We start from the raw sequence: 25196 nt of genomic DNA, 5'->3' as shown, positions 1-25196 counted from the left end.
AATAAAACTAATAGTTTTAATAGGTTATTATACGATTTTAAACAAATCATACAAACTTATACTCAAAAAAAAGAAGTTTGAGATGAAATAAATAAGTTAAAAAAAGTAAATTTACTTTTTAGAATATTCTACAAACTACAGATTAAATTTACTTGTTACCCGAAGACCCCTCAGAGATTATGTCCTCGTCAGTTTCAATGGCAGAAATTAGTGGTTTTTCATTTAAAATTTTGTTTAAAAATTCTCCTGTATATGTACCGCTTAATGCAACTTCTTCAGGAGTACCTTCTGCAATAACAAGACCTCCCTCATCCCCTCCTTCGGGGCCCAGGTCTATAATATAATCTGCTGTTTTTATAACGTCCAGATTATGTTCTATGACCAGGACTGTGTTTCCAGAATCCCTTAATCTACCAAGAACCTGGAGAAGTTTTTTAATATCTGCAAAGTGAAGTCCTGTGGTTGGTTCATCTAGTATATAAAGGGTTTTACCAGTGCTCTGCCGGCTTAACTCTTTTGAAAGTTTCACACGCTGGGCTTCTCCACCTGAAAGTGTTGTTGCGGGCTGTCCAAGTTTAATATAGCCAAGCCCAACATCATCAAGGGTTTGAAGTTTTTTCTGTATACGTGGAACATTTCTGAAGAAGTGAAGTGCCTCTTCAACTGTCATATCCAGCACATCTGCAATGTTTTTACCTTTATACCTCACATCCAGAGTTTCCTTGTTGTAACGCTTCCCTTTGCATACTTCACACGGCACATATACATCTGCCAAGAAGTGCATCTCAATTTTAATTATTCCATCACCACTGCATGCTTCGCATCGTCCGCCTTTTACATTGAAACTAAACCTACCTGGTTTATAACCTCTCTTTTTAGATGCAAGAGTTTCAGCAAATATTTCTCTGATATATGTAAATACGCCGGTGTAAGTAGCTGGATTCGACCTAGGAGTACGTCCAATTGGGGATTGGTCAATTATAATTACCTTGTCAATATTAGAGACCCCTGTGATCTCATCATGTTTTCCTGTAGTTATAGGCTTTCTATTAAATTCCCCATAAAGACCTTTATAAAGCACATCATTTACTAAAGTACTTTTTCCAGAGCCAGAAACTCCAGTAACACATGTAAATACCCCAAGAGGTATTTTTACATCTATATTTTTTAGGTTATTCTGTCTTGCACCTTTTACAGTAATGAACTTCCCGTTAGGTTTTGTACGCTCTTCTGGAAATTCTATAGTCTCATTTCTAGATAGATATTTTCCTGTTATTGATTCAGGATTATTCATTATTTCTAGTGGTGTTCCACTTGCAGTTACCCTTCCACCATGCTCACCTGCTCCAGGACCTATATCCACAACATAGTCTGCAGAGAGTATAGTTTCTTCATCGTGTTCTACAACAATCAGAGTATTTCCAATATCCCTCAATTTTTTCAGCGTTTCAATAAGTCGAGTATTGTCCCTCTGGTGCAGTCCAATACTTGGTTCATCAAGTATATAAAGAACTCCCACTAGACCAGAGCCTATTTGTGTTGCAAGACGAATTCTCTGGGCTTCCCCTCCAGAAAGTGTACCAGAAGACCTATCCAAGGTAATATAATCAAGCCCAACATCAGATAGAAATCTTAAACGTTCCCTTATCTCTTTTAGGATTTCTTTTCCAATGAAATGCTGCATTTCTGTAAGTTCAAGCTCTTCAAAGAATTTATATGACTCTTTTATAGGCATTGCCACAACTGCAGATATAGTCCTGTCACCTACTGTAACAGATCTGCTCTCAGGGCGTAACCTTGTACCATTACATGCAGGGCACTTCCTATCACTCATAAACTGTCCTATGTAACTTCTCATGTAATTTGATTTGGTATCCATAAATAGACGTTCCATTCTCTTTACTACACCTTCAAATTTCCGTTTTACATGGTGCACTCTTCCTTTTCGTCTAAATGTAAAATCGATTCTTTCAGATGACCCGTAAAGAACTATGTTCTGGTATTTTTTAGGTAATTCGTCAAAGGGAATGTCCATGTTAAACCCATAGCAGTCTGCAACTGCTTCAAGCATCTGGTGGTAGTAATTATCCTTGTTCTTGGATTTACTCCATGGGAGGATTGCCCCTTCTTCAAGTGATAAACTACTATCAGGGACTACTAAGTCTGTATCTATCTCCATTTTACTTCCAAGCCCATTACACTCTGGACATGCCCCGTGCGGGTTGTTAAATGAAAATGTCCGGGGACTTATTTCTTCAAAGTTTATATTACAGTCCGTACATGCAAAGTGCTCGCTGAATACTTTTTCTTCCTTTTCGCCATTTTTTTCGTAGAGCACTACTATTAAGCCTTCACCAAGCTCAAGAGCAGTTTCAACTGAATCGGCAAGTCGCCTTTTAAAATCAACATCGTATCTTATAACTAATCTGTCTACAACGACTTCAACGGTGTGTTTTTTGTTCTTGTCAAGATCAATATTTTCATCCAGACTTAATATATCACCGTCAACCCTTACTCTTACAAATCCCTTTTTTTGGAGGTCTTCGAACATTTTTTGATGTTCTCCTTTCCTATCTTTAACAACAGGAGCCAGGATCTGTACTTTAGTCTTTTCTTCTTCTTTGTAGATATTATCAACTATCTGGCCTGAAGTTTGCTGAGCTATAGGTTTTCCACAGTTGTAACAGTGTGGAATACCAATCCGTGCATATAAAAGCCTTAAATAATCATATATCTCTGTTACTGTCCCTACTGTTGATCTAGGATTTACTTTAGTGGTTTTCTGGTCAATGGATATAGCAGGAGAAAGTCCTTCTATATAATCAACTTCAGGTTTTTTCATCTGCCCTAAAAATTGCCTCGCATAAGCTGAAAGAGATTCCACATATCTCCTCTGCCCTTCAGCATAAATTGTATCAAATGCAAGGGATGATTTTCCAGAACCGCTGAGTCCTGTAATTACAACGAATTTATCCCTTGGTAGTGTAACATCTATATTTTTAAGATTGTGTTCCCTTGCACCCTTTATGGTTATATTATCTTTCTTTGTATTCATTACTTTGAAACCCCTTCTAGAATGCTGATTTTATCTCTAAGCTTTGCAGCTTTTTCAAAATCAAGTTTTTTTGCTGCCAATGTCATTTCCTGCTCTAAATCCTTAATAAGTAAGCGAAGTTCATCTTTTGGCATGCTTTCAATATCATCTATTAATTCAATTTTATCCTTTTTCTCTTTTTCCTTAATGGATCTTACCACAGTTTTTGGTGTTATATTGTGCTTTTTATTATAATCTATCTGCAGTTTTCTCCTATTATTAGTAATTCTAACTGCCGATTCTACAGATTTTGTGATTTCATCAGCGTATATAACTACTTCTCCTTCTACGTTCCTTGCTGCCCGCCCTATTGTCTGTATAAGTGATGTTTCAGAACGGAGAAATCCTTCTTTATCTGCATCAAGAATTCCGATTAAAGATACCTCTGGAAGGTCCAGTCCTTCCCTGAGTAAGTTTACTCCCACAAGACAGTCAAATTCACCACGTCTGAGGTCATCGATAATTTCAATACGTTCCAGCGTACTTATTTCTGAATGGAGGTACCTTACTTTAACTCCAATTTTTGCATAATAATCTGTAAGGTCCTCTGCCATTTTTTTAGTTAATGTAGTTACCAGTATTCTCTGATTTTTCTTAATCCTTTTTTGAACTTCCCCTAAAAGGTGATCTACCTGTCCTTTAACTGGTTTGATTATCACCTTTGGATCAATAAGTCCTGTAGGTCTTATAATCTGTTCTACAGTATTCTGACTTTTTGCGAGTTCATAATTTGCAGGAGTTGCCGAAACATAAATCACCTGATTCATTATACTTTCAAACTCTTCAAAGTTGAGTGGGCGATTTTCACGGGCCGATGGAAGCCTGAATCCATAATCTACAAGTGAATTCTTACGTGCACGATCTCCCGCATACATTCCGCCAATTTGAGGCACTGTAACGTGGGATTCATCAATTATAGTTAAAAAATTCTCCGGAAAATATTTTATAAGCGTGTGAGGCATGCTGCCCCATTTTCTGCCGCTTAAATGCAGCGAATAATTTTCAACTCCAGGACAATATCCCATTTCCTGAAGCATTTCCATGTCAAACCTTGTTCTCTGTTCAAGGCGTTGTGCTTCCAGTAATTTATTTTGAGACCTTAAAATAGTTAACCTATCTTCCAGTTCGGTTTCAATTCCTTTTAATGCTTTTTGCATTTTACTATCCGAAATAACAAAGTGCTTTGCAGGAAATATGGTTATTCTATCGATTTTTTTAGCTATATTTCCCCTCAAAGGATCTATATAAGATATTCCATCTATCTCATCTCCAAAGAGTTCTATCCTTACAGGAAGTGACCCGTGAACTGGAAATATCTCTATAACATCTCCCCTAGCTCTAAATTTTCCCCTTGTAAAATCTATATCATTCCTTTCATACTGGATATGGACGAGTTTTGATAGTATTTCCTCTCGTTCCATCGTTTCTCCAACTCTCATATGTAGCAAGTGATCTCCATAGTCCTCAGGAGATCCAATACCATATATACATGAGACGCTTGAAACTACTATAACATCATCCCTTGAAAGCAGTGATTGTGTTGCCGAGTGTCTCATCTGGTCTATTTCGTCATTTATACTGGCTTCCTTATCTATAAACGTATCTGTATGTGGAATATATGCTTCTGGCTGGTAGTAATCATAATAACTTACAAAATATTCCACAGCATTTTCAGGGAAAAATTCTTTAAATTCTTCATAAAGCTGTGCAGCAAGTGTTTTATTGTGTGACATGACTAATGTGGGTTTATTTACTTCCTTAATTACATTTGCCATGGTAAATGTTTTTCCGGATCCTGTAACTCCAAGTAGTGTTTGATGCTTTAATCCATCATTTATACCATTTACAAGCGAATTTATTGCTTTTGGTTGATCTCCCAATGGTTTATAATTTGAATTGAGTTTAAATCCTGTCATTTCTCTTTCCTCTATTTAAAAAGGGTATTTTAATATTTTTCTAAAATCTTTTGATAGTTTAAGTTTTGTATTGATATAAAATAGGTTTTGAGTAAGAGCATTAGAAAAGTAATAGGTGCCCTGAATGTTATTTTGGAGCTGTAACACAAAGCCGTCTCTGATACTTAAATCACCTTATAAGTATTTTAATTTCTGATTTATTCGTTTTAATCTATTTAATATTGTTTTATTATTAGATACTTGCCTAAATCTTTTTATTTCTCTTTCCTCTTTTTTGAAAAAAAGATAACTTTTATATATATTATTATAACTTATAAGAAAATAACTTTATTAATATTGGGAAGTATGATATAAATAATTGATGGTATAACGAAGGTTGAGGAATTTTTGAAGGTTGAAGAAAAATTGCTACAGCGAAAAACAAAGATTACAAACCTTTGGTTTGTGCATTCAAAAACCAACGGTTTTTTAAAGTTTTTCGCATGCTATCGAAATTTTAGATTTCGATGCTCTCAAACACTCCGTGTTTGGAGCCACGAAACTACGTTTCGTATGGCACCGAAAATCGTAGATTTTCGAGTGCTATGCATTTTTCCAAACCGCGTAAATTATAAATTTATGAGGTGGTTAAAACGGAAAATAGTTCCATAAAAAAAATTGGAGAGAGTCTTAAAATTGGTGGAAAGTTGAGTACAAGCCCTTTAGCTGTTTATAGTTGCGAAACAATCCCTGAAGGGGCAGTGCCAATGTGTTCTCTTGATGCCTGTGTTGCTAAAGCCATAATGTTAACTTCTATAAATGAAGATCAACCTCCATTATATATTGGCAAGGATACCCTTAAAGGCTGCTGTCCTGGATCAATGACATATTTAGGATTCACTAAACCCCTCAAATTCATTAAATACTTCGTTTCTACAGGAAATGAAAAATTTAGAGGTGGGGAAGCAGAATATCTTAAAGCTGGACCTGAGTATGTTGAAGGATTTTTAGAATCCATTGGAGAAATAAAACCACTCGGAAAATACCTTATAATAGGGAGATGTGAAGATATAGAAAATAATACTGATGTTAAATCAATCATCTGCTTCGGTAATGGAGAACAAATAAGAAATTTAAGCAGTATTATACACTTTAGAACTAAAAACCCATTTAATGCAATTAATATGGCTTTTGGTCCTTCATGTGCGACTTTTGTTACTTACCCTGCAGGAATGGCTGAAAAAGCTCCAAAAGATACTGCATTTGTAGGCCCTGTAGATCCAACTGGAAATGTATGGTTCCCTCCAGAATACATGGTTATTGGCATACCATTAAAAATTGCAGAAGGGATGCATGAAGATTTGAATAATTCCTTCGCTGTAAAAAGACCGCAAGTTGCTTTTCCTAAAACAAGAGATAATATAATTTCTTAAAATAACACTTAAAATCAGTGTTTCTTTTTTTATTGCATTCAAAGACCATTAAAAATACAAGAGGCGATTAAATGTCAAATCGTTGCAGTAACCCTGATAATTTGCCTGATAAACCCGGCGTATATATAATGAGAAATATTGATGACGATGTAATCTACGTTGGAAAGGCTAAATCATTAATTAAAAGAGTCAAATCTTATTTCAGCAGATCAGAATTACCTTTAAAAACAAAATTGCTCATGAGTCATTTTCATAATTTAGAGTATATTATAACAGATACAGAAAAAGAAGCACTTATTCTGGAATCCAATCTTATAAAAAAGTACAAACCAAAGTATAACATTCGATTAAAGGATGACAAAAGATATCCCTACATTAAAATAACCAACGAAAAGTTTCCTAGGATTCTAATTACAAGAAATGTTAGAGATGATGGCGCATTTTACTACGGACCATTTACAGATGTTGGATCCGTAAGAAGAATGGTTAAATCATTAAAAGCTATTTTTAAAATAAGGGCCTGCAGGAAAATGGACGGCCCCTGTCTCAACTATCAAATTCATCTTTGCAGTGCTCCATGCGGAGGCAAAATTACTGAAATATCTTACAATGAAATCGTGGAGAAAATTAACCTGTTCTTTGAGGGCAAATATAATAAAATAATTGATATGTTACATGAGATGATGAGGGAAGCTGCAGAGAACCATGAATTCGAAAAGGCGGCAGTACTGCGGGATCAAATTTTATCTGTAGACAGCATCCTTGAAAAACAGAAAATAGAATTTGATAGAGGCCTTGAACAGGATGTAATCGCCTGTTCATACGATGAAAAATTAGCTTGTGTAGTTGTATTTTCCATAAGAGACGGTAAAATCATCGGAAAAGACGATTTCTTAATGAGCGGAACTGAAGGCACATTACCTGATAAAATACTTTCAGCATTTCTAAAACAGTACTATATGAGCCCAAGACATGTGCCATCAGAAATTATTATACAGTACAAACCTGATGAAAAGGATCTGATTGAAGAATGGCTGTCTACCAACCAGGAATATGAAGTAGCTCTTAGAACTCCTAAAAATGTAACAGAAACCCGTTTAGTTCAGATGGTCGCTAAAAATGCAGAAATAATTAAGAATCAGGAAAAAGAAGTCCGAAATACTTTGCTGGATCTTAAAAAATATATTAGACTTCCCAAAATTCCAAGACATATTGAATGTTTTGATATTTCAAATATCAGCGGCAAACATGCAGTTGGATCCATGGTTGTTTTTGAAGACGGTATGCCTAAAAAAAGTAAATATCGAAAATTTAAAGTAGACATTCCTGGTCCTGATGATTATGCCATGATGAGAGATGTTTTAAGCAGAAGGTACAGCAAGATTGCTATTGGAGATAATGATAAAAAACCAGATCTTATCATAGTAGATGGAGGAAAAGGACAGCTCAACGTGGCAGTAAATGTTTTAAAATCATTTAATTTGGATGATATACCTGCTATTGGGTTAGCTAAAGAATTTGAGCATGTATTTGTCCCAAATAATTCAAGCCCCATAATTTTACCTAGAAATACTGAAGCATTACATCTCCTGCAGAGAATAAGGGATGAAGCACATAGATTTGCAGTTACTTACCATAAAAAACTTAGATCTCGCGAATTGAAGTATTCTGTACTCGATGGAATAAGGGGAGTAGGAGAAAAACGGAAAATAAAACTTCTTAAACATTTTGGAGACATCAATGGCATAAAAAATGCCAGTGTTGAAGAACTGGCAAGTGTTGAAAGCATTAATAAAAACTTAGCATTTACCATATATAAACATCTCCATAAAAGTACTACTGCTTGATACAAATCTTGTAAACCCATTATGATTGTGTGCAAAAGGCAATATTAATATATTTAAAGCATTAAAATACTATGCATTATGGCGTCTTTTAAAATTCTTGTAGTTGAAGATGAAAGTATTGTAGCCATGGATATTAAAGACCGGCTGGAAAATATGGGTTATATCGTGCCTGCAATCACGTCTTCAGGTGAAGAAGCTGTAGAAAAAGCTTCAGAAACTAATCCGGATCTAGTACTAATGGATATTGTACTAAAAGGAGAAATGGACGGTATTGATGCTGCCCAACAAATAAAAGATAATTTTGATATCCCTGTTGTATATTTAACAGCATATTCAGATGAAAGAACCCTTAAGAGAGCTAAAATAACAGGTCCTTTTGGTTACATCATTAAACCCTTTGAAGATAGAGAACTGCACAGTGCCATTGAAGTTGCGCTCTACAAGTATGAAATGGAAAGCAAATTAAAAGCAAATGAGAAATGGCTTTCTACAACTCTTGAGAGTATTGGTGATGCTGTAATTACCACGGATAAAAATGGGTATATCACATTTATGAACCCCATTGCTCAAAAGATAACAGAATGGAAACAGGATGAAGCTTTAGGAAACCCATTGGAAAATATTTTTAAAATTATTAATGAAGAAACTGGCAATCCTGTAGAAAGTCCAGTTACAAAAGTGCTTCAAAAAGGTTCCATAACTGGTATAAAAGACCACACTATTTTGATAACTAAAAATGGGAGACAGATACCAATTGATAACACAAGCTCCCCTATTAAAGATGATAAAAATAATATAAATGGTATTGTACTTATATTTCAGGATATAACCGAACGTAAAAGTGCTGAAAAAGAAAAAGAACAGCTTTTAAAAGAAAAAGCTAGAGGTGAGCTTTTCGGTTTTCTTTTAAGTGCTATGCCTGTATTTGCATCAAATATACCCCCCCACATAAGAAATAATATTGCAAAAAGTTTTTCTGACCGTTTTGAAATAAATATGAAACCAAAGTTTGAAGAAGGTACGCCCAATTTAAATGAAAATATCTTAAATTATTATACTAAATGGATAAAAGGATTTCTATCAAATCTGGGTATTGAAGCAGAGGCTACATTAGAAAATCACCAAAATTATCTTAAATTTTCAAATTGTCCCTGGGAAAAAGAAGCAGAATACAGTCCTATGTTCTGCATGATATGTAGAATAATTATATTACGTAGTTTTACATGGACATCTATTAAAGGCAATGTGGAACAGATATCATGCATGGCTGAAGGTTCAAATAAATGTACATTTGAATTTATACTGGCTAAAGACCATATACTTAAATAATGAAGTTAACTTATTTTATTTATATAGAGTTAAAGGAGATATAACATTGGAAAGAGTAAAAACAGGTATATCAGTATTAGATCACATTACCGGAGGATTTCCGGCAAGTAGGACGATGCTTCTTACAGGGGATGCAGGTTCCGGAAAAACAATATTTGGACTTCATTTTGCAAAAAACAGTTGTGATCAAGGACTTAAAACAGCATACATAACTACAGAAGAAGATGCTCATGATCTTAATACGCAGGGTAACTCTTTCAACTGGAATTTAGAAAAATTCCAGGAAAACGGTCTTTTAAATTTCATTGAACTGGCAGGAGCCAGAGCCAAGGTAACTGAGGCTGCAATGAGTATAGATATTGGTACTATGAAGGGCAACTTCGCTAAAATTCTACAAAATATTCCTGAAGATATTGAAGTCATTATTTTAGACAGCCTTGGAAGTTACACCGCTAAGTTAACACCTTACGAATTCAGAGACCGCTTCGATCTGCTGGTATATGAACTAAAAAAGAGGGACATTACTGCACTTGTGATACTTGACAGTGCTACTTCCCATGAATTCAATGAACTGGCATTATTTTCAGTTTATGGAGCTATAAATCTTATGAAACGTGAAAATCCATACACTGGCCGTAGGGAAAGAGTAATGGATATCGTAAAAATGAGGAGCACTAAAACACCTACTCAATTCATGACCTATGAAATAAATTCAAATGGAATTGAAATATTATCCAGTTCAGAACCTAAATAAGCATAGTTATATCTAATTTACATTACCATTCTACTTTTTTAATTACTCTTCGTCTCCATAATTTAAAAATGCGAGCCTAACATCAATCAAAGCTTCGCATACCGCCATATCCTTTATAGATTTTAACAACAACTCCACATCTTCATCTTGTTCTTTACTCCATTTATCCCCATATAAAGGCTTAAATAATTTCTTTAAAACAACAAGTGCTTCTTCTTTGTTTTTAGCTAGATGTTCTTCCAGTTCTTTATTTCCTTCTTCAAATTCATTTAAATCTATATCATTATGTTCATGCTCTACCAACTTAACCACCATATTCATAATAGTCTATAGTACACAGTAACTTGAAAATAGGTTACAACGTGCTATATAAACTATATTTATTAAACTCATATTTAACATATGAAAAATTATACTTGATACAAACTAAATAAAGTTACATATTCAAAATAACGCTCATGTCTATGATCCTGTGTATGAGTTATACTTTGTATTAACTTGTAGTTTTAATTGATTATATGGGATTTATCTTAAAAAAATACAATTTATTTAACCAGACACACGAGTGAAGTGATATTATTTACACAACATTCGGGGCATGAGCGCAAAATAATTAATATATAAAACTTAATTTTAATAATTCCTAGAAAAGGATTCCTATACTTTAATTCTATTTTTAAATGATTTAAAAACAAAATTGTGTTTAAAAATAAAAAAATTAAATTATAACGTTTAATTTTTAAGCATTTTCAAGTGCAGCTACCAGTAATTTTATAGTGTTTTCAACATCATCAAGGTCTACAACCTCAACCGGTGTGTGAATATACCTTGTTGGAGCTGATAAAACACCTGTAGGAATTCCTTCCCTTGTAAGGTGAATTGCTGTTGCGTCTGTGGTACCGCCTTCACTTACTTCAAGCTGGTATGGAATTTCTTCTCTTTCCGCTGCTTCAATAAGGAGCTTTTTGACTTTAGAATGGGTTATTATACCTCTTCCACTGGCATCAGTTAAAATTATAGCCGGTCCGCCTCCAAGTTTTGCAGGGGCTTCGTCTTCCTTAATTCCAGGGTGGTCTCCAGATATTGTAACATCTAAAGCTATAGCTAAATCAGGATTTATTTTAAATGCTGAAGTTTTTGCTCCTTTAAGTCCAACTTCTTCCTGTACAGTTCCAACGGCATATATGGTAGCGTCGCTTTTAATCCTTTTCATAACTTCAATAAGCACTAAACAGCCTACCCTATTATCAAATGCCTTTCCTGCTACAATAGAACCTCTAAGTGTGGAAAATTCACGTTTGATTGTTGCAACATCACCAACATTGACTATTTTCTCTGCTTCTTCTTTGTCCTTTGCCCCGATGTCTATAAACATATTCTCATATTCAACAGCTTTTTTTCTCTCTGCTGCTTTCATCCTGTGGGGTGGTTTTGAACCTAAAACTCCCAGAACTTTTCCATTATCTGTGTAGATATAAACTTCCTGATTTAGAAGCATCTGGTCATTTATTCCTCCAATTTTAGAGAATTTAATGAATCCATCTTTATCAATATACCTTACCATCAGCCCAATTTCATCCATATGGGCTGCAAGCATTATCTTTTTCCCATTTTCTTTCCCTTTTTTAACCATTATGAGGTTACCAAGATTATCGGTTTCGATTTCATCCACATAGTCTTTTACTTCATCTGTTATAATTTCTCGAATATTTTCTTCAAAACCGGATACTCCAGCTGCATTTGATAATTTTTCTAATATACCTTTCATATAAACGCCTCTTACCTTTGTGGTTTAAACAAGATTTCATTAACCTCAAATTTTATTTAGTTCAAAAAATGTCCAAATTTAGTACTTAAACAATTTTTTCTAAAAATATCTTATCTAGATAGTGATTTTATTAAAATTAATAGTCCAATCAGCACGACTAAAATTGGGCCGGCCTGCTGTTTTATAAATTCCATAGGAATATATCCCATGTTTATAGCATACCAAATTAAACCAGCCACAATAACAATGATACTTAGATATACGCCCCACTTGTTAACTCTGTTTTTTTTTATTTCTCTTCCCTCAGGTCTTCCAATTGGTTCATTATCATTATCTGGCCTGTTTATTTCTATTCTTTCTTTCATGTTATCCCCATATTATTTTATATCATACTGGTTAAAAATATCTTTGCATTAAAACAATTCATATAATAGTTTTAATTTCTTTTAAATATGTTTCATATATGACTTGCTAGTTTAAATATTTAATTAAGGCCATATTATAAACAGAAAAGCTGTAATTAAAATTTTTATGAAAATTAATTAACAGAAAAACCTGGAGTGCATTTCAATTAATTATGTTAAACTCTGAGGCTATAAGTATGTGTTTATACAATAGTTAATGTAACAAAAAATTAGGAATATAGATCTTTTTGACTATCTTATAAAATCATATCTGGGTTAATAGAAGTATCGGTAATTATACAGACACTTGGATATTAAATAATCCCCCATACTTTATTAATATAATAAAATAGCCATGATATAGAATTTTTACTGATTAATTAAATTTTACAGGACTAATTAATATGATACCAAAGAGCCATCCAAGATATAAATCTTTACTTTCAAGAGATAAAATTGTAAATGCATATAAATCTGGAATTTTAGCCGATTCTGGAATGATAGCCCATGGAAGAGGCGAAGCTTTTGATTATTTAATTGGAGAAAAAACAACTGAAACAGCTGAAAAAGCTATAGAAGCAGCGGCTGCAGCTTTAATCCTTGCAAAAAATCCAGTTATATCTGTAAATGGTAACACCACTGCCCTTGTTCCAGAGCATGTTGTAAAATTAGCAGAAGTTTTAGGTGCAAAAATTGAGATAAACCTTTTTTACCGAACTCCTAAAAGAGTTAAAACCATATGGAAATTTTTAAAAGATCAGGGAGCCGGAGAAATTTTAGGTACAGAAGAGGAAGATTTCAAACATATTGAAGGCCTGGATAGTCCGAGGGGAAGCGTCAGCCCTGAAGGTATGTATAAAGCAGATGTGATACTGGTTCCACTGGAAGATGGTGACAGAACAGAAGTGCTGGTAAATGAAGGTAAATTTGTAATAGCTGTAGACTTAAATCCATTATCACGTACAGCTAAAACCGCATCATTAACTATAGTCGACAATATTACAAGGGCAATGCCGTGTCTTACCCGTAAAGTAAATAAACTTAAGACTAAGAACCCAGATGAACTAAAAAAACTGATGGATAATTTTAACAATATTAATAACCTTAAAGAATCATTGAAGATTATGCTAAATTCCATTAATGAATTTGAATAACGATGAAATTTCAAAACAATGGACTTATCACTGAAATCATTAAAGAGTGAGATCATGCAGGTAATAGGAGTAACAGGACTACCAGGATCAGGTAAGAGCATCGTAGCAAGAGTTGCTAAGAATATGGATGTCAATATAATACGAATGGGCGATGTTATAAGAGATGAAGCAATAAAAAGAAACGCTGAAATTGGGGAAACTGCAGTTAAACTACGTGAAGAGTATGGCGACTATGTAGTTGCAGAAAGATGTGTAGAACTAATTAAAGAGCATTCAAATGATGAAAATGCAGAATGTGAATTAAAATTTATAATCGAAGGTATAAGAAGCCCGTATGAAGTAAAAATATTTAAGAAAAATTTTAAAACATTTAAAATTATCGCTATCCATTCCAGCCCCAAAACACGCTTTAGTAGGTTAAAAAGAAGAAAAAGAGAAGATGATTCCAGTAATGTAGCAGAATTCAAAAAAAGAGATAATAGAGAACTTAAATTTGGGATAGGTAACGTTATAGCCACATCAGATTATATGATAGTAAATGAAGGGCCAGTCTGGAAGTTTAAAAATTCAATACGCAACATATTAAAAAATGAAGTTAAAAAACACTAAGCAAAAATTGTAAATTTTTGCTTGTGGTTTTTACACCGAAAATCGAAGATTTTCGATGTTAAAAAACATTAATCGAAATCCTCAAAAAATTCATAGAATTTTTTGGGAATTACGAAACGAAGTTTCGTAAACTTGAAACGACAGTTTTAAGAGTTAGAAAATACATGGTATTTTCTAAAAATTTACAATTTTCGATTTGTTTTTTACATGCAAAAACCGCAGGTTTTTGCGGTTGAGAAACATAGTTTCTCAAACACCGAAAATCGAAGATTTTCCATGTTAAAAAATCTAAAAATTAATTCACACCAGCAGGAGTTTATAAAGATGAACTGTAAGATATATGCTAAGACTGAATTGAATCCCACAGAAGATATTGATAAAGTCACCAAAACACTGAAAAACATGTTTGATTATGATGATATGGAAATAGGAGAAAATTATGTCCTTGTATCTGGTGAAAAAGAATCAATTACAAATTTACGTAAGGAACTCAAGGAAAGGAAAATCAGAAGTGTTGCCAGGAAAATGATGTTAAAAGGAATTGGTGCAAATAAAATTCATTTCAAATTAAGTAAACAGGCAGCGTTCGTTGGGGTTCCAAATTTTGTAGAAGATGATCTATCTCCACTGGGAGAAATTGACGTTGAAATTGAAACTAATGATGTTCAAAGATTTATAGACTGGATCGCTCCAGAAATTAAAAGTGTCTAAAAATAGATTCTTGATAATTTTGAACTAATTTAATAAAGAATCAATTAATGTTTGTTTTTAATAAATTTAATTTAAGGACGCAACATTTGCAAAAACTTATTTTTCTTCTAATTTTACGTTGTGGAGATTAAAAACAAATTTAAAATCGCTATTTTGAAATTTAGAATCAATATAATTTAAAAAAAGTAATAAAACTGATTAATTTATTTTTCTTCTAATTCAGCTTTTTTAATTAAAAAATAACCGCTGTCTCCTTCCCAAATATTTTCTGATTCCATCACTTTAATTTTTTTATTAAAGATAGGACCATTTAAAACAAGAGTTTCAGCTTCACCGCCTTCAAAGCCAATGTGTATTTTATATTTTTTATTTAGTTCAATAATCTCAAGGAGAGAGTCATTATCAACTTTTCTACCAAGCCATGACTCATCAAAGCCTTCAGCAGCTACACTAGTTATTATAACCTCAAATCCAAGGTCAATGATCTCTTCCATGTACTCTGTAGGATCTCTATGCCATAGTGGCGCGCATGATTCAAGCCCCAACTCTCCACAGAGTGCATCTATTCTTGACTTTTGATATACAGAAAAAAGAGCACCTGAATAAATAGCTTCGATCCCTTTATCTTTCAATTCAATTAGAATATTTTTAAGATCTTCTAATTCTTCTTCTTTAATTCCCTTTGTAACTTTTTTAATGAGCTTGATTCCCATTGCTTCAGCTGAAAGTTCTGTAATATGTATATTTGCAACATGGAACATGTACGATGCAGGATTATCCGAAAATACCGAAACAAGATACTCCACCTCATGTCCCTCCTTAATGGCACTGTATGCTGCCATGGTACTGTCTTTACCCCCTGAAAAAAGAACTGCTGCTTTCATATTCACTCCTCATTTTTTAACTACTTTTCCCTTGATATTTTCAAAAATACCAAGAATGCTATCTATAAATACCCCTGCTAAGCCAACAAACATTCCAATAAATCCACATAAAATGACTACATTGGATTGGTTTGGAAGTATTGCCTTTAAAGAATTGATTTTATCCTGTGTAGGGCCCTCTATACTTGTTACTACTACAGTTTGTGACAGTTGATCTCTAACCTGATCAGTTTTAGAAGGATCAGCTTGAACAGTTACATGCACAGCACTGTATGATGAACTTATTCCGGCTATTAACATCAGCCAGTCATCTAAACTTTTAATTGTATCTTTAGCATTGCTTCCATTTTGAATCTGGATATTTAAAGTATCATTTCCCTGAATCTGTACCGATGTTATATTAGTATTTGAAGCAGGTATACGATCTGGAAGCGTATTTTTCCAATAATCAGAGAAACCTGACGTTTTAATCGTTATTCCTGTCACATTAACGCCCTTAACTCCATCTATATCTTTTACAGTATTTATAAACTGATTAACATCTACACTATCTGGAATATCTAAATATATAGTATCTAAATCCGTAGATGTACTCTGATAAAATGCAGAAGCAATATTGGGGATATCATCCATTATTGGAGATATGAAAAATGCCCCGCCAATGATACCTACTATAAAACCCATTAATACTACAAATATAAGATTTTTTTTGCCTATAATTGGCGTTAAAAGAGCAGTTGAAAATACAAATACCATTAGTACTAAAAATAATACAACCATTAATATAACTGCGATAGTTTCCATGATTACGTCCCACGACTATTCAATCTCTGTATTACACTAAGTTTCACTTTACAACTATTATTCCTTTGATAAATCAACATATATCTTTTTTGCTACTGCACTTTTATTTTCTAAATGAGAACAAATATTTTCATGCCAGAGAAATCCCAAATAATAATTTATTATATTTTATCAATATACACTTATAAAATTTTTTAATTATTTAACTTTGTACTAACCATAGTATAAGTGAATTAATCCTCTAATTTATTTTCAAAAATAGTTAAAATAACTAAATTCATTTTAAGCCATTATAATACTTTTAATAAAAAAAATGGAAAAATAATTGAAAAATAAATTTACATCTATATTCAGGTTATGCATTTCCAACTACTGTCCCAGTGGATAAATCAACATAAACCTTCTTAGTTATAGATGCCTGAGTAATAGGAACTATCCATACAGAATACAAAGTACTGTTTATAGTAACATTTCCTTGAGTTGGTTGTCCTGCAGTATAGCCCGGATAAGCTCCTGCAGCTATATTCTTAGCTACATCTGCAGATATTTGAAATGTACCGTTATTTGTTGAATTAACCGTGGTGTTATTTGCTGTAGAATTATTAGTTGTCACAGCGGGAGCTGAAGGTGCTGCAACTGCATTATCTGTAGATTCATTTTGAACTTCTACATTAGAATTACTGTGAAACGGATTAAATGCATAAACTACAATAATAACAAAAATTATAGCTACTACAATTAAAGCTTTTTTTTCCCATCCGGGTTTTAGATCCATAGAAATCACCGATTAAATAATTTAACTTTGAGTAAATGTTATTGTGCCATTAACATTTTTAACTATATAACTTTGACCAGGGCTTATAGTAACAGGCTCAGTACTGTTAACAGGTATCAGTTTAATTGTAATATTCTGGTTATTATACTCCATGCTTATATTTCCAGCACCAGATACATATGCAGTATAATCAAACGTCTTATTAGGCATAGTTAAATTAATGGAATATCCATTTCCATTTATATAAACTGTATTAATAGTTTCAGCTACAGATTCACCTATCATCCTAACTTGAGCAATGCTTCCAGTATCTGCTTTATTCATTTCAGAACCTGTTAATTGAATCATACCTGCAGCAATAACTAAAAATATTACAGTTACAAATATTAATTCTGCACTTGCTTGTCCATTCTTATCTAAGAGCAATTTTAATCACCTAATTGTTATACCAATCGTCCAGACCAAAGAAATCTTTATATTTTTTTGATAGGTAAAATACAGCCGTACCGGATGAATCTTGCATTGGTTCTTTATCATTTCCTGTTCCTATGTATATAGGGCCAACATTTGTAGTAACACCACTGAAATATTCGTGATCCAATCTTGATACAATTTCATTACCAGCATGTTCATCCTTCAATGGATCTCCAAGAATAAATGTACTCATCCATGTCTTATTATTTGAATCACTGGATGTACTTCTGTTTTCTAGTCTATCAAAAAATGTTAATCCACCAAGAGGATCTGGGAAATAATAAGGACGTGGAGTAATTTGGCTTGGATTATCAGTACCATTTAAGCATTCCCATAAAAAGTTTAATCTGTGGTCATCCACACTTACGTTTTCATCGAAAAAATATGAATTCTCATAATCTTTATAATAAGGATATTCATAGATAATATTACTTGTTCTTTGTTTAGAATTGACCCAAATATATGGATCTTCCATACCCCTAATAGATACATAAGATGAAATTGATGGTAATGTTCCTTCATAAACTTGATCTTTTTGTACGACTTTTATGGGTATTCCTCCCCTTAAATTAATATAAAATCCGAACGGTTCTGTTTGAGTTATAGTTATATCGCTAGCACTAAATGTTGCGTTGGTATAATTGGTGATTTTAATATTATTAATATAAATTTCTCTTCCAGTTTGTTTTTCCATATCTAAACATGTAGCAATAACGTTAGCATTTAAAACAGGTAATGTATTATCTATAATATACTTTTTACTTTGACCACTTGCAAAGAATGGATTAGGATTGCTAAGATTACTACTTTTATCTATTACCACTCTTGTTGCATTGTAGGCGGCACTCCTACCTGCATCTTGTCCACCTTTTTCAGTAGCGGATATTATATTAGTTACTGTAGAATAAGTTACATCTCCCCCCATTGCAATAGCCACTATTGAATTCGCTTCATGAACAACATCATCAAAATCAACTGCAATTATCATAATAGGTATAAAAAGTAAAAAAACCAAAGGGGTGAATGCATATCCTTTTTCGTCCATTCTAATCTCCTCAATGTTTCCATAAATCTAATCTTACAGGAATTGAATTTGGTAAATCACCAGTATATAGAGCTTCACTTCTAATTAAATCGGGATCAGGAGTAATACCTGATTGAGTAAGTCTATTAACTAGATCCTGTTGAGCTTGTTGTTTTGCAACGTTAGGATCACTTGAATATGATGTAGTCCACATATTCTGTAAAAATTCAGGATATAAAACTGATACTCTTGTACCTGAAAATATTTCAGCGTCATTATCTCCTGATTCCCATTCATTTGAAGAGCTGGTAACAGTTACCCTCGTTCTGTAATTAGTCCCTTTTTTAATTGTATAATTTCCTGCATCACCATTTGTAAAGATGTGATATCCTTTTCCAGCATCTAATTGTGCTAAATTTATATAATAAGGGATAGTATCACTGTCATATACTGTTTTCCAGCTACCCCCTGAAGGAGTTCTAACATCAATAGTTATATGTCTTGCATCACTTCCTGCACTTACAAATAAATAGACTTCCCTAGCATTATCATCAGTTGAAAATGTACGTGTTGAACTATAAGTATTACCCTCGTTCTGATAACTATTATATGCAAAATTTTCCCATCTTATTGGTAATCTAGTATAACTTACATGAGTATATGAATTAACAAGCCCTACCAAATCATAATCAGAACTTGGGACCTGATCCCATATCGTTATTCTGACTTTATTGTGGCCTGTTCTTAATTTATCTCCAATATATAAAATACCTGGAATATTACCATAACCATCTCCAATTTTACTATAATCTGTTGTAGATATGGAAGATGGAGTTTCTTTGAAATCAAATGAACAGAAAACTGTTCTCCATTGAGTTCCATCCCATACCTCAACCATAGCATTATCTACAGCCCCAAATGTATTTAGTACAACATATCCATCAAGGATCCGGACATTATCTGAGGGTATATCAAATTCTTGCACAACACTTACTGCAGATCCATCTTCTCCATTTACATTATCAATAACAAAGGGGACTCCATTATCATACTCATCCAGTTCATTTCGATCTATTGAAGAAAATGTACTCCAGCTCATTACTCTCCTGTCTGTAAAAGAAGACATAGACCCATTACTTAAATAATAAATTCTTCCATATTCATTAGAGTGTCCATCCCCGCTTAAATCCTGAGCATTTGGCACAGCTAACCCTGCAGCATCTGTAAAATTAAATTGATCATTTAAAACTCCCTGTGGAACTTTAAATGTAGTAGTATAATTCGCAATTAATGCAAACCAAGGCATATCATTGTATCTTGTTGCATTAATGAAATTAACATAAAAACCATTCACTCCCGTGTGAATTTGCCCATAATTAGGAAATACCTGATAATTATACATTGTTTGCTGAGTTCCAGGCCTAAAATTTAAGAAAGTAAAACTTGAATTTTTTATAATATTATAATTACCATTTATTACTACATTTGCTGCATAGGACTTACCTTTACTTTGACTGCTGGAAGAACCTAATAAAAAAGTAAGTCCGTTAATCACTGCATTATCTGGTACAGAAAAATCTATATTTTGAGCAGAACTTCCTTTACCCCAGTAAGAGTAATCTTCTAAATGATAATAATTGTTCCAAGGATTAAAATTAGTTAACCAGTTGTGGAAGTTCCATAAAGTTGTTGTAACATTTGTAGGCTGATCTATAAATTCTGCTTTTTCCACTTTATACCATGCTCTACCCATCCATCCTTCTTTTGGTCCAGATATTACATTTACTCTAGATACAACATCATTAGCGTATAGAAGCCCTCTATCATTTTCAACTGAAGGATAATCACTCATTGTTATTCTAAAACCTGTGTCGGCCGGTATTAAATATGATAAATTACCATTTAAAATGTTTGTGGCATTCGTAAGGTGTTTTTGAGCTTCTACAGTGTCTCCCCTGTTTTTTGCATCTTCATAAAGTTGATATTCACTTGAAGCCACATAAAGTGTACCGTCATTTTCTAATACTTGCAGCGCATCTGCCGCTAATTTCTCAAGATGCTCGTGATCATCTCCCAAGTAATTTGGAAGAAAGTAATATGATACAAATGCAGTACTGAATACCATAAAAATAACCAACGCTAGTGTTGCATCAGCGGTAAAAATAAACCCTCGATTATCCATCATTTCACCCATACGTACAATTCAAAAATACAATTCCTTACTTTAATATTATTCAAATCAATTTCATCTTCAGATGTCCCTTTAGGTGCAGATACTACATAAACATCCATAGAATTTCCAGGATTACTTTCTGCCGTAACGCTCACTATATTATCTAAGAAGTTCGTTTCATTTTTTAAATAAGTATCATTTATCAATTCTATATGTTCAGTAACATCCTGTTTTATTATATCATGAGGTACAACAGGATTTCCATTAACATTTATAATAACTGAATTATATCCTCTATTTATAACCAAAACATAATAATCATACGACTCAACATAGTTTTTATCTGTGAGAAAATTTGTTTCATAAGTTTTTGGTTTACCTGTAGCTCTAATCAACCCTTCCAATGAAGTTTCCAATTGTAAACCAGATGTTGTTACTAGCCTTTCAACTTTCACTATGTTTTTAGCACTGTCGTTGTAAGTCCCTATAGGACTTCTAACCAGAATAGATTTATCATCGGCCCTTGAAATTTTAAGATAAAACCCATAGTTAGGCCCAAGTAACTCTTCCATATGAGTTTCATTTAAAGCATTGAGCTTATGAGGGGATAAATAATTTTCTACAGACATATTCAAGCCAGGATCATATTTTGCAAGTCCAACAACTCCCGAATCTCCAGATTGTTCCCAGTCTGGAGGAGTTCCAGATGTTTCAATTAAAGTACTTGCAGCATCTGCAGCAACCCTTTCTGTAGAACTTTGAAAGACAGTATTCTGTGTTAAGTAAAGTATATTATCCATATCCGAGCCCACCATGCCCAAAATGATTACAAGAGGTATAAGAGCAACTAATATATCCAAAGAAAATATTTGGCCTCTTGAATCATCTTTTATCAATCCCAAAATATGAGCCCCCTACAATATAACAGTATTTATCCTAATTGATATTTTATATGGCCCAATAATCTTTATATATGTTTGTAAAATCTTAATCAATCTTAAAATAGTATTATTATAGCAAAAATGTAGATACTACTAAATTAAATGTGTATAAACTGCTTAAATTGTATTACTAATATTAAATAGTAAAAAATATAATTTAGTACAAAAAAATAAGACTATTATGAAAGAAATAGATCAAAAAGGACAGATTTCAATAGAATTTGTCCTTATACTTGCATTAATGTTAGTACTAGTACTGATATTTGTTCCATATATCGGTGAACAAAATGAACTGAATACTATTTCTCTAGCTGCACGAGAAGGAGCTATGAACACAGCATCTGATCTTGTCCTAAATGGTACTGTGAATCCTTTGAGAGTTAAGGATATAATCTTAGAAAATGAAAAGAGTCAAAATGTAACTATTCAAATAGACCTTTCAGGATCTCCATCTCAAAATCAAACAGAGTCTATAATAAATGGAACTTTAAATTCAATTGCAGCTCAAGGATATACCAGAAACGATGGTGATATGAGCAATAGTTCAGAGGACGACTTCATTGTAACCAGCAGACACAGATACAACGTTACAATAGTTTCAAGTTGAACTATACTATTTTTCCAATTTTGTAGAATAGTGTATTACAAAACTTTTTTTAAATGATTAGTTACAAACATTTTTTTATAGCTGGGAAAAGTAAAATTAAAATTGAAAAACATTTGTCGATTAAATAGTTGGATGAGATTATTTCTAAGCTTAAAATTGACGTTAAGGTAACCAAAGGGCTATTTTTTTGAAACTTGTCATGCAGAATAATCCTATTTCTCATGCAGCGGAATTTGTAGGTGTTACTAAAGAAACTGGTTTTAATTGGCCAATAATATATAATGAAAAAGGTTTTGATGGTTTAATTTCTAATTATGATGGTAGAAGACTAATTTTTTAATAGATAAACAATTTGAAGAGTTAAAAGAGAAATTGATTAATTCTAAAAAGAATTACAGTATTCAGTATTCAGGAGGTTCAAAAATTAATTAAGATAAATATGGTGTTAATTATTCCCATAAACAGGCTTAAGAGATACCTAAAAAGAAATTAAACTTAAATTATGATAAATCATTCTCTATTTAAGATAAAAAACCCGATAATGCTGAGAAATATTAAAAAAAATAGAACACAAATGAAAAAATCCAAAAAATCAGTAAAACGATACATAAAGAAAAATAAACAAATATCCGCAAAATTGACAAGATAAAATGAGATAAAATACTATAAGATCTAAATAAAAGAAATAATCAAATTTTTAAAAAAGAAAAGGCATTAAACATCGTTTTAGATAACTACAGGATGCACAAAACTAAATTAGTCCAAAAAATAGCTGAAATATTGAATATTAATCTAATGTTTTTACCACCATACTCTCCAGATTTAAATCCAATTGAAGATATCTAAAGAAAAATGAAAGGAATAATATCAATAAAGATAATTTTAAGGACAAAAAAATTAAAAAAAAGCGTTTAAAAACATATTCTAAAAAATAATACAAGAAAAATCATTTATGAAAAATGGATCCAAAAATTCTTATAAACAGTGAAAAAAATAGGTAATGTACCAAGTTAAAAAAAGAGAATTTGAAATTAAAGATAAATTATATTACATATTTATAGTTTCAAGTATACAAATAGGTTTATTTCCACTTCTACTCAATAATTTTTCTTCTACTTGAAGTTTAACTATTTCACCTTCATTAGCACCATAACTGTTGTCTACGATATACGTATCAGGCTTTACATTTGAACAAATATCATAATCTACCGTTACATAAGCTGTTTTTTTACCTGCCTCAATTACAGTCCCATAGGTATAATTACGATGATATCTAATTCTAAAAATTAAAAAAACAGCTATAGAAAATATCACCGCAAACAGTAAAACAGTAAACGATGGGAAAAAGTCAAATGAAAATGCCATAACTAAGTTTGAATTAGTACCAAATAAGACTAAAATTATGCCGGCTGCAACATACATTAAGAAGAAGTCCCGATAAGCATTGAAATCAGCATGATACATTAATTTGACCTTGGAAAATAGAATATACACCATACATCCAACTAACAAAACTCCTAAAATACAATAGATAACAAATGATAAAAAGTTAAATAAATAAAGTATAGATAGAGCTAAAAAGCCCAGTGATAAAAGCTGAAGTACAAATACAGTTCTTTCTTTTTGTTTTGATGTAAAATCTTTATTAATTTCAAAACTCTGTACTTTCGATTTATCTATATTCTCTTTATTATTTACAATAAATATTTCAGCAGCTTCTGTTTTAGATATTTTTAAAGAATTATTTTTAATTTTTACATCGTTCTTTATTTGGGATACATTCTCTCTGATTTTTTCAGTATCTATTTTCTCTTTGAAACTTTCAGAGTTAATTCCCCTTAATTTATCTGGAATGTTGGGTATTTCTAAAATTAACTTTCCAACAAAATTAAACATTCTTATAATCAAATCACCAAATATAGCAAATATATTCATTGGTATCTCCTTAGCTTTATCTATAATAATCTTATGCTGTAATTGTAATATTATTAGTTGTAGTATTCCAGTACACTTGAACTGTATGCCAACCTTTTGAAAGAGGCAGTGTTGAAGGGCTTATATCTATATTTGCAGCAATATTTATTTTAGCGTTTAAAGTTTTAGAATTTGCTGGATTTCCATTATAATTCAAGTTATTTATGGTTGTTTCAACTATTTGACTATCCGTATTAAAGTTTAAATCCAAATCTTGGGGAATATTAATATCTATTGTCCTTTTAGCCCCCGGCCCATTAGCATAAACAATATTTACAGCATCTGCAATGCTTTCAATTGCTATTTTTGCATCTGATGCCTTTGAGACACTATTACTTGCATCTATTGTGGGCCCAATAAAATTGTTTATCATAAAAAGAAATACAGTTAAAATTACTACGAATAGTAATAGATATTCTGCAGAAATCTGCCCTCTATTATCAAGTCTTATAATGCTCATTTTTCTCACTTTTTATGTTATTTATATCTTATATAAATAATTAAGTGTACATATCTCAAGATAAGTTCTATTAATTATTATA

24 protein-coding genes are annotated in these 25196 nt (G+C 32.4%); 10 read left to right on the top strand and 14 right to left on the bottom strand.

The features are described from left to right. Positions 1–148: 148 nt before the first annotated feature. Together uvrA and uvrB are read right to left on the bottom strand one after the other, a co-directional pair. Positions 149–3055 (bottom strand): excinuclease ABC subunit UvrA, encoded by a 2907-nt coding sequence (gene uvrA / locus ASJ80_RS04575; protein WP_069585144.1) that lies wholly within the window; start codon positions 3053–3055, stop codon positions 149–151. Next, positions 3055–5010 (bottom strand): excinuclease ABC subunit UvrB, encoded by a 1956-nt coding sequence (gene uvrB / locus ASJ80_RS04570; protein ID WP_069585147.1) that lies wholly within the window; start codon positions 5008–5010, stop codon positions 3055–3057. The genes uvrA and uvrB overlap by 1 nt, the downstream gene beginning before the upstream one ends. A 686-nt stretch (positions 5011–5696) precedes the next feature. On the opposite strand from uvrB, the gene ASJ80_RS04565 reads away from it, so the two are divergent. From ASJ80_RS04565 to ASJ80_RS04550, 4 genes are all read left to right on the top strand, one after another. Next, entirely contained in the window at positions 5697–6422 is a 726-nt protein-coding gene (locus tag ASJ80_RS04565; protein ID WP_245837451.1) for a DUF169 domain-containing protein, read from the top strand. 71 nt (positions 6423–6493) lie between these two features. Further along, complete coding sequence (gene uvrC / locus ASJ80_RS04560; protein ID WP_069585151.1) at positions 6494–8269, top strand: excinuclease ABC subunit UvrC; 1776 nt, start codon at positions 6494–6496, stop codon at positions 8267–8269. A gap of 78 nt (positions 8270–8347) precedes the next feature. Further along, positions 8348–9598 (top strand): methanogen output domain 1-containing protein, encoded by a 1251-nt coding sequence (locus tag ASJ80_RS04555; RefSeq protein WP_069585153.1) that lies wholly within the window; start codon positions 8348–8350, stop codon positions 9596–9598. A 46-nt stretch (positions 9599–9644) separates the two neighbouring features. Then, positions 9645–10352 carry an ATPase domain-containing protein gene (locus ASJ80_RS04550; protein WP_069585155.1) on the top strand — a complete coding sequence of 236 codons (708 nt, stop codon included), beginning with the start codon at positions 9645–9647 and terminating at the stop codon, positions 10350–10352. 42 nt (positions 10353–10394) lie between these two features. On the opposite strand, the gene ASJ80_RS04545 is transcribed toward ASJ80_RS04550, so the two are convergent. The 3 genes from ASJ80_RS04545 to ASJ80_RS04535 form a co-directional block, all read right to left on the bottom strand. After that, the gene (locus tag ASJ80_RS04545; protein ID WP_069585158.1) at positions 10395–10655 is read right to left on the bottom strand and encodes a hypothetical protein; all 261 of its coding nucleotides are present in this window, start codon (positions 10653–10655) and stop codon (positions 10395–10397) included. A 436-nt stretch (positions 10656–11091) separates the two neighbouring features. Beyond that, positions 11092–12120, bottom strand: a complete 1029-nt coding sequence (locus ASJ80_RS04540) for a M42 family metallopeptidase (RefSeq protein WP_069585160.1) — start codon at positions 12118–12120, stop codon at positions 11092–11094. 110 nt (positions 12121–12230) lie between these two features. Continuing rightward, entirely contained in the window at positions 12231–12485 is a 255-nt protein-coding gene (locus ASJ80_RS04535; RefSeq protein ID WP_069585162.1) for a hypothetical protein, read from the bottom strand. Between the two features lie 443 nt (positions 12486–12928). Between ASJ80_RS04535 and ASJ80_RS04530 the strand changes: the two genes are divergently transcribed. From ASJ80_RS04530 to ASJ80_RS04520, 3 genes are all read left to right on the top strand, one after another. Beyond that, positions 12929–13678, top strand: a complete 750-nt coding sequence (locus tag ASJ80_RS04530) for a 4-phosphopantoate--beta-alanine ligase (protein ID WP_069585164.1) — start codon at positions 12929–12931, stop codon at positions 13676–13678. Positions 13679–13732: 54 nt separating this feature from the next. After that, positions 13733–14287: a nucleoside monophosphate kinase gene (locus ASJ80_RS04525; RefSeq protein ID WP_069585167.1), complete on the top strand. Its 555-nt coding sequence runs from the start codon at positions 13733–13735 to the stop codon at positions 14285–14287. 324 nt (positions 14288–14611) lie between these two features. Beyond that, positions 14612–14998 carry an RNA-binding domain-containing protein gene (locus ASJ80_RS04520; RefSeq protein WP_069585169.1) on the top strand — a complete coding sequence of 129 codons (387 nt, stop codon included), beginning with the start codon at positions 14612–14614 and terminating at the stop codon, positions 14996–14998. Positions 14999–15201: 203 nt separating this feature from the next. Here ASJ80_RS04520 and ASJ80_RS04515 read toward each other — a convergent pair whose 3' ends face one another. The 7 genes from ASJ80_RS04515 to ASJ80_RS04485 all read right to left on the bottom strand — a co-directional run bounded on the left by ASJ80_RS04515 (position 15202) and on the right by ASJ80_RS04485 (position 22034). Further along, positions 15202–15882: a diphthine--ammonia ligase gene (locus tag ASJ80_RS04515; RefSeq protein ID WP_069585172.1), complete on the bottom strand. Its 681-nt coding sequence runs from the start codon at positions 15880–15882 to the stop codon at positions 15202–15204. Positions 15883–15891: 9 nt separating this feature from the next. Further along, positions 15892–16686, bottom strand: a complete 795-nt coding sequence (locus ASJ80_RS04510) for a hypothetical protein (protein WP_069585175.1) — start codon at positions 16684–16686, stop codon at positions 15892–15894. Between the two features lie 355 nt (positions 16687–17041). Beyond that, entirely contained in the window at positions 17042–17461 is a 420-nt protein-coding gene (locus ASJ80_RS04505) for a hypothetical protein (RefSeq protein WP_069585178.1), read from the bottom strand. Positions 17462–17482: 21 nt separating this feature from the next. Beyond that, on the bottom strand, positions 17483–17887 hold the full coding sequence (locus ASJ80_RS04500; RefSeq protein ID WP_069585180.1) for a hypothetical protein: 405 nt from the start codon (positions 17885–17887) through the stop codon (positions 17483–17485). Positions 17888–17897: 10 nt separating this feature from the next. After that, a complete protein-coding gene (locus ASJ80_RS04495; RefSeq protein WP_069585182.1) occupies positions 17898–18980 on the bottom strand; it encodes a hypothetical protein in 1083 nt (360 codons plus the stop codon). Positions 18981–18990: 10 nt separating this feature from the next. Beyond that, positions 18991–21141 carry a hypothetical protein gene (locus tag ASJ80_RS04490; protein ID WP_069585184.1) on the bottom strand — a complete coding sequence of 717 codons (2151 nt, stop codon included), beginning with the start codon at positions 21139–21141 and terminating at the stop codon, positions 18991–18993. Then, positions 21141–22034 carry a hypothetical protein gene (locus tag ASJ80_RS04485; RefSeq protein ID WP_069585186.1) on the bottom strand — a complete coding sequence of 298 codons (894 nt, stop codon included), beginning with the start codon at positions 22032–22034 and terminating at the stop codon, positions 21141–21143. The genes ASJ80_RS04490 and ASJ80_RS04485 overlap by 1 nt, the downstream gene beginning before the upstream one ends. Positions 22035–22254: 220 nt before the next feature. On the opposite strand from ASJ80_RS04485, the gene ASJ80_RS04480 reads away from it, so the two are divergent. From ASJ80_RS04480 to ASJ80_RS17840, 3 genes are all read left to right on the top strand, one after another. Then, positions 22255–22680, top strand: a complete 426-nt coding sequence (locus ASJ80_RS04480; protein ID WP_069585189.1) for a TadE family protein — start codon at positions 22255–22257, stop codon at positions 22678–22680. A 187-nt stretch (positions 22681–22867) separates the two neighbouring features. Next, positions 22868–23020: a hypothetical protein gene (locus tag ASJ80_RS16615; RefSeq protein ID WP_141705210.1), complete on the top strand. Its 153-nt coding sequence runs from the start codon at positions 22868–22870 to the stop codon at positions 23018–23020. Between the two features lie 353 nt (positions 23021–23373). Next, on the top strand, positions 23374–23526 hold the full coding sequence (locus tag ASJ80_RS17840; RefSeq protein ID WP_083241050.1) for a transposase: 153 nt from the start codon (positions 23374–23376) through the stop codon (positions 23524–23526). A gap of 201 nt (positions 23527–23727) precedes the next feature. Here the strand turns inward: ASJ80_RS17840 and ASJ80_RS04470 are convergent, their stop codons facing one another. After that, positions 23728–24615, bottom strand: a complete 888-nt coding sequence (locus ASJ80_RS04470; protein WP_069585191.1) for a DUF2101 family protein — start codon at positions 24613–24615, stop codon at positions 23728–23730. Between the two features lie 31 nt (positions 24616–24646). Beyond that, positions 24647–25114 (bottom strand): class III signal peptide-containing protein, encoded by a 468-nt coding sequence (locus tag ASJ80_RS04465; RefSeq protein WP_069585193.1) that lies wholly within the window; start codon positions 25112–25114, stop codon positions 24647–24649. Positions 25115–25196: the final 82 nt, after the last annotated feature.

The organism is Methanobacterium bryantii, from assembly GCF_002287175.1.
Classification (GTDB): Archaea; Methanobacteriota; Methanobacteria; order Methanobacteriales; family Methanobacteriaceae; genus Methanobacterium_D; species Methanobacterium_D bryantii.
Note: the sequence above shows the minus strand (reverse complement) of the source record. Positions and strands in the feature narration are given on the sequence as shown.

Coding starts and splice junctions, on each gene's coding strand:
- ASJ80_RS04555 (WP_069585153.1), top strand. CDS start 8,348: ATGGCGTCTTTTAAAATTCTTGTAGTTGAAGATGAAAGTATTGTAGCC.
- ASJ80_RS04505 (WP_069585178.1), bottom strand. CDS start 17,461: ATGGATCTAAAACCCGGATGGGAAAAAAAAGCTTTAATTGTAGTAGCT.
- ASJ80_RS04530 (WP_069585164.1), top strand. CDS start 12,929: ATGATACCAAAGAGCCATCCAAGATATAAATCTTTACTTTCAAGAGAT.
- ASJ80_RS04465 (WP_069585193.1), bottom strand. CDS start 25,114: ATGAGCATTATAAGACTTGATAATAGAGGGCAGATTTCTGCAGAATAT.
- ASJ80_RS04490 (WP_069585184.1), bottom strand. CDS start 21,141: ATGGATAATCGAGGGTTTATTTTTACCGCTGATGCAACACTAGCGTTG.
- ASJ80_RS04540 (WP_069585160.1), bottom strand. CDS start 12,120: ATGAAAGGTATATTAGAAAAATTATCAAATGCAGCTGGAGTATCCGGT.
- ASJ80_RS04510 (WP_069585175.1), bottom strand. CDS start 16,686: ATGGAAACTATCGCAGTTATATTAATGGTTGTATTATTTTTAGTACTA.
- uvrC (WP_069585151.1), top strand. CDS start 6,494: ATGTCAAATCGTTGCAGTAACCCTGATAATTTGCCTGATAAACCCGGC.
- ASJ80_RS04535 (WP_069585162.1), bottom strand. CDS start 12,485: ATGAAAGAAAGAATAGAAATAAACAGGCCAGATAATGATAATGAACCA.
- uvrA (WP_069585144.1), bottom strand. CDS start 3,055: ATGAATACAAAGAAAGATAATATAACCATAAAGGGTGCAAGGGAACAC.
- ASJ80_RS04525 (WP_069585167.1), top strand. CDS start 13,733: ATGCAGGTAATAGGAGTAACAGGACTACCAGGATCAGGTAAGAGCATC.
- ASJ80_RS04470 (WP_069585191.1), bottom strand. CDS start 24,615: ATGAATATATTTGCTATATTTGGTGATTTGATTATAAGAATGTTTAAT.
- uvrB (WP_069585147.1), bottom strand. CDS start 5,010: ATGACAGGATTTAAACTCAATTCAAATTATAAACCATTGGGAGATCAA.
- ASJ80_RS04480 (WP_069585189.1), top strand. CDS start 22,255: ATGAAAGAAATAGATCAAAAAGGACAGATTTCAATAGAATTTGTCCTT.
- ASJ80_RS04520 (WP_069585169.1), top strand. CDS start 14,612: ATGAACTGTAAGATATATGCTAAGACTGAATTGAATCCCACAGAAGAT.
- ASJ80_RS04515 (WP_069585172.1), bottom strand. CDS start 15,882: ATGAAAGCAGCAGTTCTTTTTTCAGGGGGTAAAGACAGTACCATGGCA.
- ASJ80_RS04495 (WP_069585182.1), bottom strand. CDS start 18,980: ATGGACGAAAAAGGATATGCATTCACCCCTTTGGTTTTTTTACTTTTT.